12 protein-coding genes and 1 pseudogene are annotated in these 16,079 nt (G+C 59.0%); all 13 read right to left on the minus strand.

Annotated elements, in window-relative coordinates:
* Positions 1-655: 655 nt before the first annotated feature.
* Complete coding sequence (locus tag QSV46_RS32325) at positions 656-2,770, minus strand: prolyl oligopeptidase family serine peptidase (RefSeq protein ID WP_314961044.1); 2,115 nt, start codon at positions 2,768-2,770, stop codon at positions 656-658.
* A gap of 138 nt (positions 2,771-2,908) precedes the next feature.
* On the minus strand, positions 2,909-3,193 hold the full coding sequence (gene fdxB / locus QSV46_RS32330; protein WP_314961046.1) for a ferredoxin III, nif-specific: 285 nt from the start codon (positions 3,191-3,193) through the stop codon (positions 2,909-2,911).
* Between the two features lie 13 nt (positions 3,194-3,206).
* Complete coding sequence (locus QSV46_RS32335) at positions 3,207-3,407, minus strand: CCE_0567 family metalloprotein (RefSeq protein ID WP_314961047.1); 201 nt, start codon at positions 3,405-3,407, stop codon at positions 3,207-3,209.
* A 7-nt stretch (positions 3,408-3,414) separates the two neighbouring features.
* Positions 3,415-3,885: a NifX-associated nitrogen fixation protein gene (locus QSV46_RS32340; protein ID WP_314961048.1), complete on the minus strand. Its 471-nt coding sequence runs from the start codon at positions 3,883-3,885 to the stop codon at positions 3,415-3,417.
* Positions 3,886-3,895: 10 nt separating this feature from the next.
* Positions 3,896-4,291, minus strand: coding sequence for a nitrogen fixation protein NifX (gene nifX, locus QSV46_RS32345; protein ID WP_314961049.1), 396 nt, complete (start codon positions 4,289-4,291; stop codon positions 3,896-3,898).
* On the minus strand, positions 4,288-5,694 hold the full coding sequence (gene nifN / locus QSV46_RS32350; protein ID WP_314961051.1) for a nitrogenase iron-molybdenum cofactor biosynthesis protein NifN: 1,407 nt from the start codon (positions 5,692-5,694) through the stop codon (positions 4,288-4,290). The genes nifX and nifN overlap by 4 nt, the downstream gene beginning before the upstream one ends.
* Before the next feature lie 9 nt (positions 5,695-5,703).
* A complete protein-coding gene (nifE, locus tag QSV46_RS32355) occupies positions 5,704-7,347 on the minus strand; it encodes a nitrogenase iron-molybdenum cofactor biosynthesis protein NifE (protein ID WP_314961053.1) in 1,644 nt (547 codons plus the stop codon).
* Positions 7,348-7,464: 117 nt separating this feature from the next.
* Positions 7,465-9,024: a nitrogenase molybdenum-iron protein subunit beta gene (gene nifK / locus QSV46_RS32360; RefSeq protein ID WP_314961107.1), complete on the minus strand. Its 1,560-nt coding sequence runs from the start codon at positions 9,022-9,024 to the stop codon at positions 7,465-7,467.
* Between the two features lie 79 nt (positions 9,025-9,103).
* The gene (gene nifD / locus QSV46_RS32365) at positions 9,104-10,606 is read right to left on the minus strand and encodes a nitrogenase molybdenum-iron protein alpha chain (RefSeq protein WP_314961109.1); all 1,503 of its coding nucleotides are present in this window, start codon (positions 10,604-10,606) and stop codon (positions 9,104-9,106) included.
* Positions 10,607-12,392: 1,786 nt separating this feature from the next.
* Positions 12,393-13,171: pseudogene (locus QSV46_RS32370) on the minus strand (IS5/IS1182 family transposase); the annotation flags it as partial.
* Positions 13,172-13,818: 647 nt separating this feature from the next.
* Positions 13,819-14,433: a radical SAM protein gene (locus tag QSV46_RS32375; RefSeq protein ID WP_314961054.1), complete on the minus strand. Its 615-nt coding sequence runs from the start codon at positions 14,431-14,433 to the stop codon at positions 13,819-13,821.
* Between the two features lie 74 nt (positions 14,434-14,507).
* Positions 14,508-14,885 (minus strand): hypothetical protein, encoded by a 378-nt coding sequence (locus QSV46_RS32380; RefSeq protein ID WP_314961055.1) that lies wholly within the window; start codon positions 14,883-14,885, stop codon positions 14,508-14,510.
* A 281-nt stretch (positions 14,886-15,166) separates the two neighbouring features.
* The gene (locus QSV46_RS32385; protein ID WP_314961057.1) at positions 15,167-15,826 is read right to left on the minus strand and encodes a B12-binding domain-containing radical SAM protein; all 660 of its coding nucleotides are present in this window, start codon (positions 15,824-15,826) and stop codon (positions 15,167-15,169) included.
* Positions 15,827-16,079 lie beyond the last annotated feature (253 nt).

Raw genomic sequence — 16,079 nt, forward strand, 5'->3', positions numbered from 1 at the left:
CTATTGCCAAACCTTCACGCGAATGTTTGCGCAAGCTCGTCTGTCTCTAAGAAACGCGGCCCGAGTTCAATGAACGGCAGAGCGCGTCTGCATGCACTCCGCCTGACACCGTGCTCTATCTCAGCAGCAATGGCCGTGCCAACGCCAGCAACGAACATCACGCACCTGATTCGGCCTAAGATTGCCTCGGCGGCTCAACACGACGTGCGTTTGTAGCTAACGGTCTCGTTCGATGTCAGACATCGGACGCGAGTCGTGCGCTTCGGCCGCGGGGTTTGTGCCTCGCCCATCATGACGATCGCTCCTGGCGCGGCCGCCGCTGCTGGAAGATAATCCTGTCGCCGAATTGAGCGCCTGCGGAAGGTACAAAAGGCATTTCGAACTTTAAATTGCGAGCTTTTGTGAGGATACATTTTAAAGGGCAGACAAAACGCAGTCCAGTCACGGTCCTGGACGATCACGCGCAGCACCGGGCTGAGATACAGCACGCAAGTGATGGCATAGAGTTGGTGAAGAGAACCGGTCATTATCAAAGTCCCGGCGAGACATTAACTCCACCATGCGTTGGTTCAAGCACGCAGGGTCTCGATGCGTTCGTGCGGGAGTTCTGGACGTCGGTCAGATCGCCCTCGCTCTGGTCGATATCGTACGAATGTCATCTGGCAATTGCGTTAGCTGGCGCTGACGCCTCTCCCTCCTGCCAGCCAATCTTGCTCTTCAGAAATTCAAAGCCCAGCGCTTCGAGGCCGGCGCGCTCCTTGTTGTCCTTGCCGTGGCCGTGCCCGCCTGCCGCCTCGTAGAAATAAGCCTCATAGCCCATCGCCTGGAGCTTTGCGGCCATTTTGCGCGCATGTCCGGGATGGACACGGTCGTCCCGCCGCCTCGTGGCGATCAAGATTGGCGGATAGGGCTGGCCGGCTTTTGCGTTGTGATAGGCGGAATAGGTCTTCAACCATTCCCAGTCCTCACGCTTGTCGGGGTCGCCATACTCCGCGATCCAGCTCGCGCCGGCAAGCAGCTTGGTGTAGCGGCGCATGTCGGTCAGCGGGACGGTGCAGAAGAGCGCGCCGAAACGCTCCGGGTATCGCGTCAGCATGTTGGTTATGAGAATGCCGCCGTTCGATCCGCCCTTGGCTGCGATCCGTTTCGGTTTCGTGACACCGCGGCGGATGAGATCGGCGGCAACGGCCGCGAAATCGTCATGCGACAGCTTCTTGCCGGCGAGCCGGCCAGCCTCGTGCCATCGCGTGCCGAACTCGCCGCCGCCGCGCAAATTCGCCTGCACAACGGTGCCGCCGCGCTCCAGCCACAGCTTGCCGAGCGTCGAACTGTAATATGGTTTCACCGAGCGACCGAAGCCGCCATAGGCGGTCATATAGACCGGCGCATCGCCGGTTTCGCCTGCGGGGCCGGTCTGCACATACGGGATATGCTCGCCATCGATCGAGATCGCCTCATGCTGCGTCACCACCAGGCCGTCGGCGGTGAAGGTCTTCGATGCCTGCTTCAACACGACAGGACTTTCGACGCCACGCTCGATCAACAGCAGCGAGGGCGGCGTGAGCGGGTCCTGCACTTCGGCGAGCAGGTCGCCGTTGCTCTCAGACGGATGACAATCGAGCGGCCAGACGTCGACCACGCTGATTTCGGGAAGCCCGCCAAGTATCGCGCGGCTCCAGCCCGTGGTGAATGGCGTGCAGATCTGGAATTGCGGCTTAAGTTCGTCGAGGATCGAGAGCACCAAGCTGCCGGCAGTCCAGAACAAGTCCTGCAATGCGCGCCGCGGTCCGGGCTCGAACAGGACCGAAAAGTCGCGGCTGCCTGCAAGGAAAGCCGAAAGCGAGATGCCGAGGACGACATCGGTGGCATAGGTTCGACCTCCGGTCGACCAGGGCTGGCGCAGCTTCATCGCAAACCAGTCGCCATACGCCTGCATCCAGATGCCGGACGGGAGCTCGAGCTTCGTGGTGCCGGCGTGATCACGCAGCCAGATGCGCTGGTTGAAGAAGTCGATCCGGTCGATGATCCAGGTACGCGGGACCGCGCCGGTATGGTCCGCGAGGCCATAGACACGCATGTGATTAGCCGCGGTCTCGAAGATCACGTCTGCTCGATCCACAGGTTCGCCACGACACCACAGGCGAACGGTCCTCGAATATCCGGAGCTCGTGACCATGCCCTCGCCATGGGCGCTGGACAGCAGCAGCGTGTCCGTGTCGAGCCAGTCGACGCTGCCCTTGGCTTCCGGCATCGCAAAGCCGTCCGCGACGAAGCTCCTCGTGTCGGCGTCGAATTCCCTCAAGGTGACCGCATCGCTGCCGCCGCGCGACAGGCTTAAGATGTATCGCGGGCTTCCCGGCAGTGAGCTTGTCGAGCTCAGTAGCCAGTCTTCGCGCTCGCTTGCCGCAAGCTGGTCGATATCCAGCACGATCTCCCACGCCGGATTGGGTCTTCGAAACTCCGCCATTGTTGTCCGCCGCCACAGCCCGCGCCGGTTGGTGGCATCCTTCCAGAGATTGTGAAGATGGCTGCCGCGGCGCCTGACATAGGGGATCCTGTCAGGCCGATCGTAAATCGCGGTCAGCGCATCGCGATCTCGTCCCGCGGCCGGTTCGTTGAACACCCGCAGCGTTCTGCTATTTTGCCGCTCGACGAAGTTCAGCGCCCGTCCGCCTTCGATCTTTTCCAACCATAGATAAGGATCATCATCTGGCTTCGAGGCCGTTGGCCTTTCAATCGGCGACCTCAACGGCACACCTTTTTTGACCATGATTCACTCCAAGCTTCGCATTGAGGCACACTTTCGACAAGGCTTCGCGCCATACATGTCGTCGGCGCGATGCGGGATCTCCCGAGCTGCCTTTGTCTCTGACAAACCACCCCTGTTCATAGCGAGAGAAGAGGAGGTTCAAGCAGCTGGCGCGTGGGTCTGACAGTTTGTCGGGCAAACCCGTGCGCAGGCGCTGCAGCCGATGCAGGCGCCCTCTTCCTTCATCACCATGACTTTCTTTTCGACTTCATCGTCGTCCTCATCGAGATCGATCATCTCGCCGTCCTCGCTCAGGCCCTTCAGCGTCATGACCTCGCGGCCGCAGACCTTGTAGCAGCGGCCGCAGCCGATGCACTTGTTTGGATCGATCCAAACCAGGTAGTCCGGCCTCCAATCGCGGCCGTCGCGGGTCCTGAATGACATGGCTTGAGGTCCGTTATGCTTTGTGGAGCGCCTGGAGATTTTGGCGCTTTCTTTCGAGCTCGCTGAAGGCGTCGTGGGCCTTCTGCGCCACGCTTAGGATCGTGGTCCAGTTGACGGGCAGTTCCTCGGAGAGGTCGTGGAGGTCCATCTTCGCTTGGGTCGCTTTGGCCGACAGCTTCTTTATTTCCGCTTTCAGGCTTTCAACATCGCTCATACTTGCCTCAGTAATTCGCCACTACCGGGAACTCGCGGATCATCTCAACACCACTGTTGACGATTTCGTCGCCTTGGTCGGCAAGATGACACAAATCGTTGAAACCAAAGCGATGCACGTCCCGTAGCTGCTTGCTCACGACAACGAGCCGGCCCCCGATCAGCACGATCCGACCGAACCCTTCATGATGCATCTTCAGCATTGGCGAGATCATCACACCCGTTGCCTTCTCGATCGAGAGCGCAATGGCGTCAAAGAACAACTGCAGTCGCCATATCGTGTCGGGGTCCGGATTGCCAACGATCGGCAGCGCACGGCGCTTGCGTTTGTCCAGAATGTAGGGGTCTAGCAGGTCGAAGTCCTTCTTGCCCTCCCAGGAGCCGTGGGTGTCCTGGGCCCGCCAGATCTTGATGAGCTCTTTGAGAAATGGCCGCTCTGCCGCGGGGGCGGCTGGAGTGATTTCAGACCGGTCGGGCATCCTCTTTCCTTCAGGCTTCGAAATCCGCCGTACCTTCCGAGTTTTTGGTGAGCAGCTTCCGCAGCCAGGGCGGCGGCGACCCCTTCAGCACGGTCTCGAGTTTGACGCAAAGGTCGTCGATGGGCTCTGGTTGCAGCACCTTCATCGGATGGATGTTGCTCGCGACGACTCGCGCAGCAGCCGACCCGCCGATCGCCGCAACATAGAGGATTGCGCAGTCTCTGATCGCCCGGATCTTCGGCGCCAGCTTATCCTCATTGCCGTCTTCCGTGAGGTCACCGCCGAACTGAACCGCCTCAATAAACCCATGCCCGTCCGGGTCGACCTCGTAGATCACGATGTTCTTGGCCCAGCCGAAGTGCGCATCGACGTGCTTCAAGTCCTGAGTGGCGAATGCAACTTTCATCCGTGCTCTTTCTCTTCCTGCTCAATGCAACTGGCGCGGACGGACCTGCAGGTCACCGCAGGTGATGGCCAGGTGTCGGGCGTCGGCCCATGGTTGGTTTCCCGGTCGGTGATGATCAGATTGGCGATATCAAAGATCAGATCACGCGTGCCGCGATAGCCAACGGTCGTGAGGTGCGCAGCGCCAAGGCGATCGAACATCGGAAAGCCCACCCGGAGGAACGGAACATTGAGTCGCGAAGCGGCCTGGCGGCCGTGTGAATGCGACATCAAGAGGTCGCAGTCACGTGACCTGGCAAGCTCTTCAAGATCCTCCAGATCGCCGATCAGGACGTCCTCGGTCCTGACACGCTGGAGCACCGGTGAGTTCGTCGTCGTCACCGCAGCCGTTACCTGCGCCCCCATCTCGTGAAGGAAGCTGGAGAGATCGAATAACAAGTCCGGCTCGGCGCCGATCGCGAGCTTGCGGCCGCCGATATGGAAATGGGCATCCAGCATGGCGTCTGCCAGCTGTCCACGCTGCCGGCGATATTTCGAGGGCACCGACCGGCCGCTGATCTCGCTCAGAAACGCGATGAATTCGTCACTTGGAATAAGGCCGCAGAGCCGCTCGAACAGACGGAACGGCGTGCCTGTCCGCGCCTGCATGATCTCGGCCGCACGGTGCATTTGCGCGCCGATCGCGATCGTCCAGGCCGCCTGCCCCATGGTCGCAATCTCGTCCAATCCAATGCCGCCGATCGTAGTCGGCGCGAATTCGTCGGGGATGTGGCCGTCCAGCGAACCGGCAACGTCCGGCAGGAAGGAGGGCTTGAGCCCAAAATCCTCGAAGATCGTGCGAAGCTCGTCGAGATCGCCGGGCGTGAGGTGGCAGCCAGGTAGCACGTTGACGCGGGAACCGTCGCGCGGTCTCGCTGCGTCGACGGGAGCCACGAGCACCTCGATCATCCGCGCCACTGTTTTGCCCCAGCCATCCTGAAAGGCATCCTTGAAATCCGGCGTCGAGACGTAGACAAGGGGAAGGTTTTCGAGCTGCGGATGCTTCTGCCGGATCAACCGGATGAAGGCCTCGACGTCATCGCCGTTGGTCTCGGTGACGCCAGTCGAATTGATACCAATGATCTCGGGTCCGACGCGATTGTAGATGTTAAGAATCGCCTGTTCGAGATTCTCGAGACCGCCGAGCACGGTGGCAATCTCGTTCATGGCGGTCGTCTGCATCGGCACGGCTTCGTTGAAATGGCGCACGAACAGCGTCAACCCGAAAGAGGCGCAACCTTGCGGACCGTGCAAGAGCGGCATCGCGCCGCGCAGGCCCATGAAGGCAAATGAGCCGCCGATCGGCTGGCTCATCTTGAGCGGATTGACCGAACAAGCTTTCTTCGAGGCAATGACGATCGCCATGTCGTTCTCCTACTCCGCCGCCTGCAGCGCCGGGGGCTGGAGATCGGAAAGAGTGTCCTTACAAGCAAGGCCCCTTGCGGTGGAATTGGTGCACGGCTTGCCGGGCTCGACGAGATTCGGGCCATGCGCCGCAATCGCGCTCTCACCATCGCTGATCTCACCTTCGTTGGAGACTCTTATCGTCTTGACGCCGTTCGTGTTCGCGCTCCGAACTGGATCAACGGCTTGCGCATCCATCTGCGCAACCGTCTTTGCTTGAAGCTCCCGATCGAACTCATCCCAGGGCGCGCCTTGGCGGAGCTGGTCCCATATCGGATTGTAGAGCGCTTTCTCGATCTCTTCCATGAGCTTGACAATCCCGATATAGCCCATATAGGCGTGGCAGCGCTCCTGGTTGATATCGAGCCATGGCGTCGCCGCCTTTAGTGCGACGAATTGCGACTTGCCGCCCGAAAGCATGATGTCGGCTTTTGCGTCCTTGAGCATTTTGTAGATATCGGGCGGTGACATGTCCTCGATCATGTGGGCGTGCTCGCCCATTAATTCCTTGATACGCTCCCTGTCCTTCTCGGTCGATTTCTTGACGGACGTGCCGACGATTTCGAGCCCGGCCTCCTGCAAAGCGGCCACCATCGACCAGGATTTCACGCCACCGGTGATGAGAACGACCCTCTTGCCGGCAAAGCGCGGCTTGAAACGTTCGATCGCAGTCCAGGCTTTGGTCTCTTCGCGTACGATCAGGGTTTGCGTTCGTTCCATCAGCTCAGCCGGCGCGCCACGTTCGATTAGCATGCGCGCGATCTGGCGCAGTGAATCGCTGGAGTCCTCAACACCGTAGAACGAGCCTTCAAAAAACGGGATGCCGTAGCGCTGCCTCATCTTGCGTGCAACGTTGATCATTGCTTTTGAGCAGACCACCATCGCGGCTTTGGCTCGGTGCGAATAAGCGACCTCGCGGTACTTGCCGTCCCCCGAGATGCACGACAGGATCCGAATTCCGAGCTCATCGAGCAGCGGCTTGACCTGCCAGAGCTCGCCGGACAGGTTATATTCGCCGATGATGTTGATGTCATACGGAGTGGTGTAATCGGGCTCTCCGGTACCGATGACGTGCTCCAGCAGTGCTTCGCCTGCGAGCTTGTTACCAAGGTTCTTCGACCCCACAAATCCCGGTGCATTGATGGGAATGACCGGTTTGCCGAATTTGGCGGAGGCCGCCTTGCACACCATTTCGATGTCGTCACCGATCATCGCGGGCACGCACGTCTGGTAGACGAAGATGGCCTGTGGGTCGTATTTCTCTGTGATCTCCTTGACTGCCCTGTACAGCCGTTTCTCGCCGCCGAACACGACGTCGGTCTCGCTCATGTCAGTGGTGAAGCTTCTGCGCCACAGATCGGAGCCGGAGGAGGCGGAACCGCGATTGTCCCAGGAATTGCCCTCACAGGCGATTGGACCATGCACAAGATGGGCGACATCGGTGAAGGGCTGCAGTGCGATTTTGGCGCCATCGAAGGCACACCCGCCGGCGGCGCCGCCCGGCTTCAGCTGCTTAGTGCATCCATTCTTGCGCTCGACGTTCGACTTGCTCGCGTTCCTGGCGCAGTCCGGTTCGTTAAAGACGTCCAGTATGGTCGTGGGAAGCGAAGTCATGCTGTCTCTTTCGGGGATGTCAAGACGCCGCACAGACCAAGAGGATGGCCGGCGGATAACCTGTGATCCCCGCCACAGCGCCGCTGTTCCTGCGGACGATGAGGCGGGGCGCTCGCCTTAGCGTATGATGTCGAAGCTGTAATCTGTCTTGCCAACCGAGCTGGTTTTTCTATCGATCTCATCAAAGATCTTGTCGAGAATCTTGACGAGCACATTCATGCTACCCTGATAGCCCCACACTGGGTAACGATGGTGATGATGGCGATCGAAGATGGGAAACCCGATGCGGATTAGCGGTGTTCCAGTGTCACGCTCGAGATATTTGCCGTAGGTGTTACCGATCAGGAAATCGACCGGTTCTGTGAACAGGAGCGAACGCATGTGCCAGAGATCCTTGCCCGGGAAGGCGCGGCAGTTTTTACCGAACGGCGAGCTCGCGAACAGCGCCTGCATTTTCTGCTGCCAAGCCTTACCCCCGTTCGTCGAGAGCACGTGGGTGGGCTCAGCGCCGAGCTCTAACAAGAATGCGGCCACACCATAGCAGAGGTCAGGATCGCCGTAGATCGCGAACTTCTTGCCGTGAACATGCGCGCTAGAGTCAGCCATTGCGTCTACCAGACGCCCGCGCTCCCGCTCCAGCGCATTTGGAATTGCCTTGTTGGTGATACGCGACAGCGTCATCAGAAAATCGTCCGTGGCGCTGACGCCCAGGGGGTGATTGAAGGCGACGACCTCTTGGTCGTGCCCCTTGATGAAGGCCAACGTCTTCTCCGTACAATATTGCTGCATGGAAATGGTTGCCCTCGCGTGGACTGCGTTCGCGGCATCCTTCAACGTGGTGCCGCCATCATACATGCGGAACTCGCCGTCGGTGGGGGTGTCGAACACGTCACTGTTGTCCGCGAGGATGGTGTAGCCGATCCCCATCAGCTCGAATATGCGCTTTATCTCACGCATGTTGCCTACAGTGTAGCCGTCGAAGCCGCCGATGAAGTTGATCGTGTCGTTCGCCTTGCGCTGGAGTTTTGGTGCCGTGCCGGCTTTGCCGTCCCAGAAATGCTCGAGGATGCCCTTGAGCGTGTTGTCGTAGCCGGTAACGTGGCTGCCGACGAATGCAGGAGTGTGAGCGAATGGTACATCGTAGTCCGCGGGGACTGAACCTTTTTCCTTGGATGTTTTGATGAAGGCGTTGAGGTCGTCGCCGATGACTTCCGCCATGCAGGTCGTTGCGACCGCGATCATCTTCGGCTTGTACATGTTGTAGCTGTTGGCAAGCCCGTCGGTAAGATTGTTGAGCCCCCCGAACACGGCCGCGTCTTCCGTCATGGACGAGGAGACGCACGAGGTCGGCTCCTTGAAGTGCCGTGACAGATGGCTGCGATAATACGCGACGCAGCCCTGTGAGCCGTGGACGAACGGCAGTGTGCGCTCGAACCCGAGCGCGGCGAACACCGCACCTAGCGGTTGGCAAGCCTTCGCCGGATTAACCGTTAGCGCCTCGCGGGCAAAGTTCTTCTCGCGGTATTCGGGCGTCTTGGACCATTCTCTGATACGGTCGACTTCAGCGGGATCATGCGGATTCTCAAATAGCGCTTTCTTATTGGCCAGCATCTGCTGGTATTCGTCTCCCCGGAAAAGCTCAGAGTGGTCGAGTATGTGTTCGGCGTTCTGTGTCATCATGGCACCCTTAGTTTCTTGTGTTCGTTCTCCTGCCCCTCCCCTCCTCTGCGGAAGAAGGGGCCGGACGTCGGCGTTCCTATTCCGCCGCCATGAGGCTCGGCCGCGGGGCGTCCTTCCAAGGTGCCGTGGTCTTCCCCCAGATCGGGGAATTGATCGCCATGTCCATGTCGCGGGCGAAGATCGCGAAGCCGTCGTAGCCGTGGTAAGGACCCGAGTAGTCCCAGGAATGCATTTGACGGAACGGCACGCCCATTTTCTGGAAGACGTATTTTTCCTTGATACCGGAGCCTACGAGGTCTGGCCGGATCTTTTCGACAAAGCGCTCGAATTCGTAGCCGGTGACGTCGTCGTAGATCAGCGTGCCATCTTTGACGTAGTGCTGGGCGGTGCGTTGGTAGTCATCGTTATGCCCGAACTCATAGCCTGTGCCGACAACATCCATGCCGAGGTCCTCGTAGGCGCCGATGACATGGCGAGGACGTAAGCCGCCGACGAACAGCATTACGGTTTTGCCTTCGAGCCGTGGCAGGTATTTCGCGGTCACCGCGTCGACAAGCGGCTGATATTTCGCGATGACGAGCTCGGCGCCTTCTTTGATCTTATCATCGAAGAAGCTTGCAATCTTGCGCAGCGACTCCGCGATTTTGGACGGGCCGAAGAAGTTGTACTCGCACCATGGAATCCCGAATTTTTCCTCCATGTGCCGTGAGATGTAGTTCATCGAGCGATAGCAATGCAATATGTTGAGCTTCGCCTTCGGCGTCGCCTCCAATTCAGCAAGAGATCCATCCCCGGACCATTGGGCGATGACGCGCAGGCCCATTTCTTCGAGCAGGATCCGTGACGACCAGGCATCGCCGCCGATGTTGTAGTCGCCGATAATCGCAACGTCATATGGCGTCGGCTCAAATTTGGAGCTGGCCTCTGGGGCGCTCTTGTCGAAGATCCAATCTCGAACTGCGTCGTTCGCGATGTGATGGCCGAGCGATTGTGACACGCCACGAAAGCCCTCGCACCGCACAGGCACGATGGTCTTGCCGCCATATTCCTTTGACTTTTCTCTGGAGACCGCCTCGATATCGTCGCCGATCAAGCCGATCGGACATTCGGACTGAATGGTAATGCCCCTATTGAGAGGAAATAGCTCCTGGAGCTCATCGATGAGTTTCGTGACCTTTTTATCGCCGCCGAACACGATATCCTTTTCCTGGAAATCGGAGGTGAACTGCAGTGTCACGAAGGTGTCGATGCCGGTCGTGCCGACGTAGTAGTTGCGCCGCGAGCCCCATGAGTACTGACCACAGCCGACCGGACCGTGGCTAATGTGGATCATGTCCTTGATCGGCCCCCAGACCACGCCCTTGGAGCCTGCGTAGGCGCAGCCACGGATGGTCATCACGCCCGGAATGGACTTGATATTCGACTTGACGCCGCAATCCGACCTCCCCGCCTCGTGAACACTGAGATGCTTGGCGCGCCTTTTGGCGGTCTTCTCTGGGTAGACCTTCAACACCTCATCGATTAGCTGCTTGTTGCGCGCCTTGATCTCAGCGACACTCTGGGTAGTTTCTCGGCTCATACAAATTTCCTTTGATTGTCGCCTCAGATCATGAAGCGACGCTTTTCCGGTAGACTGACGGATTTCTACCCGGCATTCAGGTGTAAAGCGTGCAATCCCCGTGACCGGTCCGACCGATCGCAACTTCGCGGCCTTCTGGATCATGCAGCAGCGGTCGTTCACGATCTTGTAGTTCATCTCCGCTGAGCGCTTGCGAGCGCGGTGTGTGTGACGCTGTTGATTTGTCGACAGGATCGCTGACCAAGACGCGTCTCAGTGAAGTCATGCCTACTCTCCAGCGGGTGGTATATCGGCTTCTTTCTCACTGCCTGCCATCAGGAGCGTGTCCTTCTGCATGTTGTTGCAAAGGGATAACAGCCGCCTCTTGCGCAGGGGCTTGCAATGAGTGTGCCAGCGCCGGTTGGATGCAAAAACCCACGTCTACAGAGCTAGATAGTTGGCAGGGTGCGAATTGTTAGAAACCTGACCCTGTCTGGCACCGACAGGCGTACCCGCTAACGGCCTGTCTGAAACAAAACAATCAGTTGCGCTCTCCGGGAAATCGACGCCGCCAAAGATCGGTTATTCGCCGCATTGAAGGTCGAGTTAGGGCCGAAGAAAGATATCAGCAAGAAGACATCGCTCACCCTGAACATCACCGAGCACCGGCATTTCGGAATCCGACTCATCGCTGCCATCGTCGCGCTTTCCACTTTGATGAGCATGTCCGTCGGACTGGTTGAAATGATCCTGCTGGCGGCGGCGTACCTTCTGTCAACCATCACCGCCTTCGAGGATCGGCATGACTACCCCTCGGTTGGCCATCCTGAACGTCGTCTGTGGCTTCACCGTGCGCGGTTGGCTTGGGTTGTTCGTGTGGGCGCTGATTGGTCTTGGGAAATCCGCATTGGGCGCCATGTAACAGCATTCGGCACTCGGCCTGGCGAAGATTCCTGCCGGGAGCGCTCTAAAGATATCCGATTGCGATCTGCGCTCCGGATGGAAGATGCCCGTCTTGCAAACCGAGATCTTCTCCTTCGAGAGAAAGAGGGAGTCCGGTGGAGACAGCCGAATCCATCGAGCTGCCTCGCGCGCGTTCCTCGCTTCTGTAACGACGAGTGGCTGCACTCAGCCGCCAGTCGGTTCACGACCTGCTCACGACCCCTTTGGAGCTTCTCGCGCTCCTGCTGGAGCGCTTCGGTCTCTCGGCCGAGCTCCGCGTCCTTGCTCGCCCAGTTGTTCTTGGAAGCGCAGGTGGTCTCCGCGAGGAGAGGGGCGGCGAGGGATACAGTCAGCCGAATGTAATGATTGCAGTTCGGGCACGACTGGGTGGTTTCATGAGTGGTTTTGGGCGCCGTCGCGTTGGATGTCGTGCCCCTTTTCGGCAGCTCCTAGGCCGGAATAACGTGATCCGGGCCGCTCTGCCACGCTTCCGATGTGGCTTTACCGTTATCTCGACCTCCTGCTAGACTGATTGGCCGGAAGAGAAGGACGGGTTAGTGTGGTGGAGGAAATGGTTGCAGGTAGCTTTCGACTCGACTGACCGCCAGAAAGCCAGCGACTCTTGCAAAACTTTCGACTTGAGTAGGTATCTGGTTTCGCCTTGCCTCGCTTCAGGGGTGACGCAGGTAACACAGCGGGCTTGGAGCGCGGGTTGGTGCTTGCATCAGAGGTATCAGCGTATTTGAAGTCACAGCTGGATCAGCAGTGTCATGCCTCGCGCATGTTGCACGACGCACAGGCGTTGGGCTCTTCGTATCGAGAGCTTAAGGCTTCCAAAAATATTCTTGCTTTATTCAGTCGTCCCTTAAGAAGCCGGATTGATCGAGGCTGGCCGGGCGAGCGTGCGCCATAGCTGGGCCAGGAACAGGCACAAGAGATATCTCAGCCAGGCGAGGATGCGGCGGAAGTTGTGTCCGACGGCTGAGAGGACGACGTTGGCGGCATCGCCGGCGCGGCCTTTGAGGTAGCAGCGCCCGAGGTGGCCTTCGGCCTTCAGGTGTCCGATGATGGGCTCGATGGCGGCGGCGGCGCAGCTCGCGCTTGATGACACCGAAAACGCCGCGCTTCTGGCCGGAGATGATGACGCGACGGGGATTTTGTGCGTCGTGGCCGCGGTATCCCTTGTCGACATAGGCCCGCTCGATCGGACAGCCGGTGAGTGTCTCGGTGCGGTCAATGACGTCCCGCAAGGTGTGACCGTCGTAGGGATTGTCGGGCAGTGCGCTGGCGTGCAGCACGAACAGGCCACCGGGAGCCCGGCGGTTGTTGGTGACGATGGAGGCCTTCCCTGGCCTTGCCCTTGCCGATGCACTCCACCTCCGGGGCATAGAAGGAATAGAGCTTCCAGCCGCGCTGGCGCTGCTGCTGCGAGCGGATCTGCGTGGCCCGGCCGAGCGGGAGGGCGAACGCCTGCTCCAGTGCTGGCTGGCCTTCGATTTTGCGGCGGATGTCGCGGATGATCCGGCCCAGCCGGCTACGCAGGATACGCAACTGCCGCTGATGCCGCCTGAACTGTTTGGCATGGGCGTAGCGGCCGGCCATCATCGCGGCGGCGTTGGCGATGCGAGCATAGGATTGCCGCAGCACGTCGAGACGGGGTGCGGTTTGCCGCGCTCACCTTGTATAGTCAGCTCCTTTGGTTGCTAAGTTTCTCAGACAGCAACCCGCCCTTGATGTCGTCAAGAAGATGCTAGTGTGGCTGGCCGATCCAGGTACAAAGATAGTCCATGTGAACCAATCGCTCCTCTCTCTTCAGAGCTGGCGATTGTGGAAAGGCTTGCTGTGGCCTTTGCTCCGCCGGGCAATAGGGATCGCGCGCAAGCATGGTCGTGCCGCCCGTCATGTGCCGACGATACAGATATGACCTGGCCACGCATCCCCCGCCGCATTTGGCGAGCAACGAGCAGCCGCTGCATCCCTCGACTATACCGGGATTTGCGTTGCGCTGCCTGAACACCCGAAATTGCGGGCTGGAAATGATCTCCGACAGCTCATTCGTCAGCAGATCAATTCCGATTTGTAGTCATGTAGATAGACGCAAGGACTCACATGGACCTTGCCGTCTGGCGAGATCGAGTGGATTCTGAATGACGTCCGCCCGCAAGGACATCGCCGAGCCTCCGAGGTGTTGGTCACCGCCGCGATGGGAGGTTCGCCCAGGTCCACGGGATCGCACAACTCCATCAGCCGGGCGAAACCGGCATAGTACATGCTCGGCGGAAGCGCGATCCTCATATGCGCGGCTCGGTCGGCTTGATCGGGTTGATCCGGACGTTGGCGTTGTGCGATTTCGCCAACTTGGCGAGTGCTTCAATGTGCCCGATGGAGAAGTTCCAGTTCATCGCCGCCATGATGCAAGTCCGCGAGATCCCCTCGCGGCGGCAGATATCGAGCGCCTGCACAGCTTGCCGAAAGATGCTAGCTCCCCGATTTTCATTGTGTTCGTCTTCGAACGGCGAGTCGAACGAGACGTCGCAATCGTTCAACAGGCGAAATTCCCGATAGTGATCGTTGTACAACCGCACCAACGATATGCCGCTGGTCGTGAGGCCCATCAGGATGTCCTCGTCCGCGAGCCTCCTGATGATGTAGGGCAGCAAGGTCGCCTTGGGGTTCAACCGGTTGGTGAAGAGCGGTTCATTTCCGCCGAGATTGACCGTTTCAACGCCGTGCTTCTTCAATTGATCGACGATCCGATCGATCATCTCGACGGTAAGGTCGCTCCCCTTCTCCCTAGCATTCATGCTGTAGCAGTGCGTACAGCGATATGGACAATCGTTCCCCAACGTCCAGCCGATATTCTTGATCGCAACCTCGCACTCGGGCAGGTCGCCGAACTCCTGCACCGGGCCCACGTTGAGCTTATAGTGTTCGAGCCGGTCGAAGCTGATCGCGAATGGCTTTGACATTTTGAGCCTTCTCATCCGAAGAAAGGATTGGCGTCGGCGTCATACACCAGCCCGGCCGACGCGTAGGCGTGGTCAACCCGTGTCGCCAGCGCCTGGTATTTGATCTTGTTCCCTGCGACCTGAGCGTCAACAAGGCCATCGACGTCATGCTCACCCGACTCAACGGCGTCCAGGAGGAGTTCCATGAAGGCGAGGTCGTGCCGCCGCAGTTCGGTCGCAAGCGCGTGGAATTCGACCAGTTCCTCATCATCGAGTGCCTTTGGCGCGCTGATGGCGTCGATCGCTTTGTCATAAAGACGAAGATGGCTCTTGTGCCAGCGCTTTAGGCCCGTATAGGCCTGAACCACGTCTTCGTAGGCCAGATCGATAGTTTCGGTTGCCAGTCCCATCGTCGTCGGCGTCGATCAGATTTCGTTTTCGCAGCAGCCTCGTGAACGGCGTTCCTTCGGCCGCATACATCTCGGAGAAAATTCCCTTGCTGATCGTCCAAACGTAGTCCGACATGCGACGGCGATTTTCCCGCAACTCTTCCATCGTCGTGCCGTGATCAAAGAGAATGTGCCCGGCTTGCACGTAGATGCCGTGTTTCTTGCAGACATCAAGGGCTTGCAGGTTTTGATCAACGCTTGCACTCTTCGCCATCCTCTTCAATGCGGATTCCGAATAATTCTCAAATACCGCACGAAAACGCGAAGAAGCCCGCTCGCTTGAGCTGCCTAATTGCCTCGTCGGTCACGCGATCCGCTCTGATCGAACCTCGCAAGCGCACGCGCAGGCCTCGCGATTGAATATCGTCGGCAAGTTCACGGCACCACAGCGCGTCTCGAGGCGGCTCAATAAGGCTGTCGTCGATGACTTTGAAACACGTCGGCCCGAGGCGGCTAACCTGCTCTAGCTCGTCGACGAAGTTTTCGATCGAACGCTGCCTCCAATGCGAACCATCCGATACCTTCGCAAAGGCAACGATCGAGCAGAACGTGCAGTGGGCCGCGCAGCCGCGTGACGAAAGCACGTGCACAGCGCTCCGCCGCTCAAGTGAGGCGCGGATCGTGTCGCGGCTGGGAAAAGGTATGGCGTCAAGGTTCGCGACCGCTGGCCTGCGCCCGCTACGAACGATCTTGCCGTCGTGTTTGTAGCTGATACCTGAAATGTCGGAGAGGTCGAGTTTGCCGAATGCGAAGTGCTCGCTCAACTCGCAGACAGTTTCTTCGGCCTCGCCGAGGACCACGACGTCGAACCCAGTGTTCAGGAACTCATCCGGGTGAAAGGTCGGCCCGTAGCCGCCGGCGATCGTCGGGGTTTGTAGACCACGCTGACGAAGCAGCTGCATATACTTCGATTGCCCGAGCCATATTGGATCGGTAGCAGGAAAATCCGACTCCACAGCGGAACCGGCAGCCGGGCTATCGAATCTACGATCTCGTCACTCGTCAGACCGCGCAGCCAACCGTCGATGATTTGGACATTCGCCCCCTTGCTTCTGAGAATACTCGCCAGGTAACCGAGCCCCAAATTTTCCTCGGCGGTACGGTGCGTGATCGGCGCTGGCGTAGCCAGAACTATCGGCGGAATACCGCGTAAGG

The sequence above is a fragment of the Bradyrhizobium cosmicum genome, assembly GCF_032290525.1.
Taxonomy (GTDB): Bacteria; Pseudomonadota; Alphaproteobacteria; order Rhizobiales; family Xanthobacteraceae; genus Bradyrhizobium; species Bradyrhizobium cosmicum_A.

Coding starts and splice junctions, on each gene's coding strand:
- QSV46_RS32325 (WP_314961044.1), bottom strand. CDS start 2,770: ATGGTCAAAAAAGGTGTGCCGTTGAGGTCGCCGATTGAAAGGCCAACG.
- fdxB (WP_314961046.1), bottom strand. CDS start 3,193: ATGTCATTCAGGACCCGCGACGGCCGCGATTGGAGGCCGGACTACCTG.
- QSV46_RS32335 (WP_314961047.1), bottom strand. CDS start 3,407: ATGAGCGATGTTGAAAGCCTGAAAGCGGAAATAAAGAAGCTGTCGGCC.
- QSV46_RS32340 (WP_314961048.1), bottom strand. CDS start 3,885: ATGCCCGACCGGTCTGAAATCACTCCAGCCGCCCCCGCGGCAGAGCGG.
- nifX (WP_314961049.1), bottom strand. CDS start 4,291: ATGAAAGTTGCATTCGCCACTCAGGACTTGAAGCACGTCGATGCGCAC.
- nifN (WP_314961051.1), bottom strand. CDS start 5,694: ATGGCGATCGTCATTGCCTCGAAGAAAGCTTGTTCGGTCAATCCGCTC.
- nifE (WP_314961053.1), bottom strand. CDS start 7,347: ATGACTTCGCTTCCCACGACCATACTGGACGTCTTTAACGAACCGGAC.
- nifK (WP_314961107.1), bottom strand. CDS start 9,024: ATGACACAGAACGCCGAACACATACTCGACCACTCTGAGCTTTTCCGG.
- nifD (WP_314961109.1), bottom strand. CDS start 10,606: ATGAGCCGAGAAACTACCCAGAGTGTCGCTGAGATCAAGGCGCGCAAC.
- QSV46_RS32380 (WP_314961055.1), bottom strand. CDS start 14,885: ATGGGACTGGCAACCGAAACTATCGATCTGGCCTACGAAGACGTGGTT.
- QSV46_RS32385 (WP_314961057.1), bottom strand. CDS start 15,826: ATGCAGCTGCTTCGTCAGCGTGGTCTACAAACCCCGACGATCGCCGGC.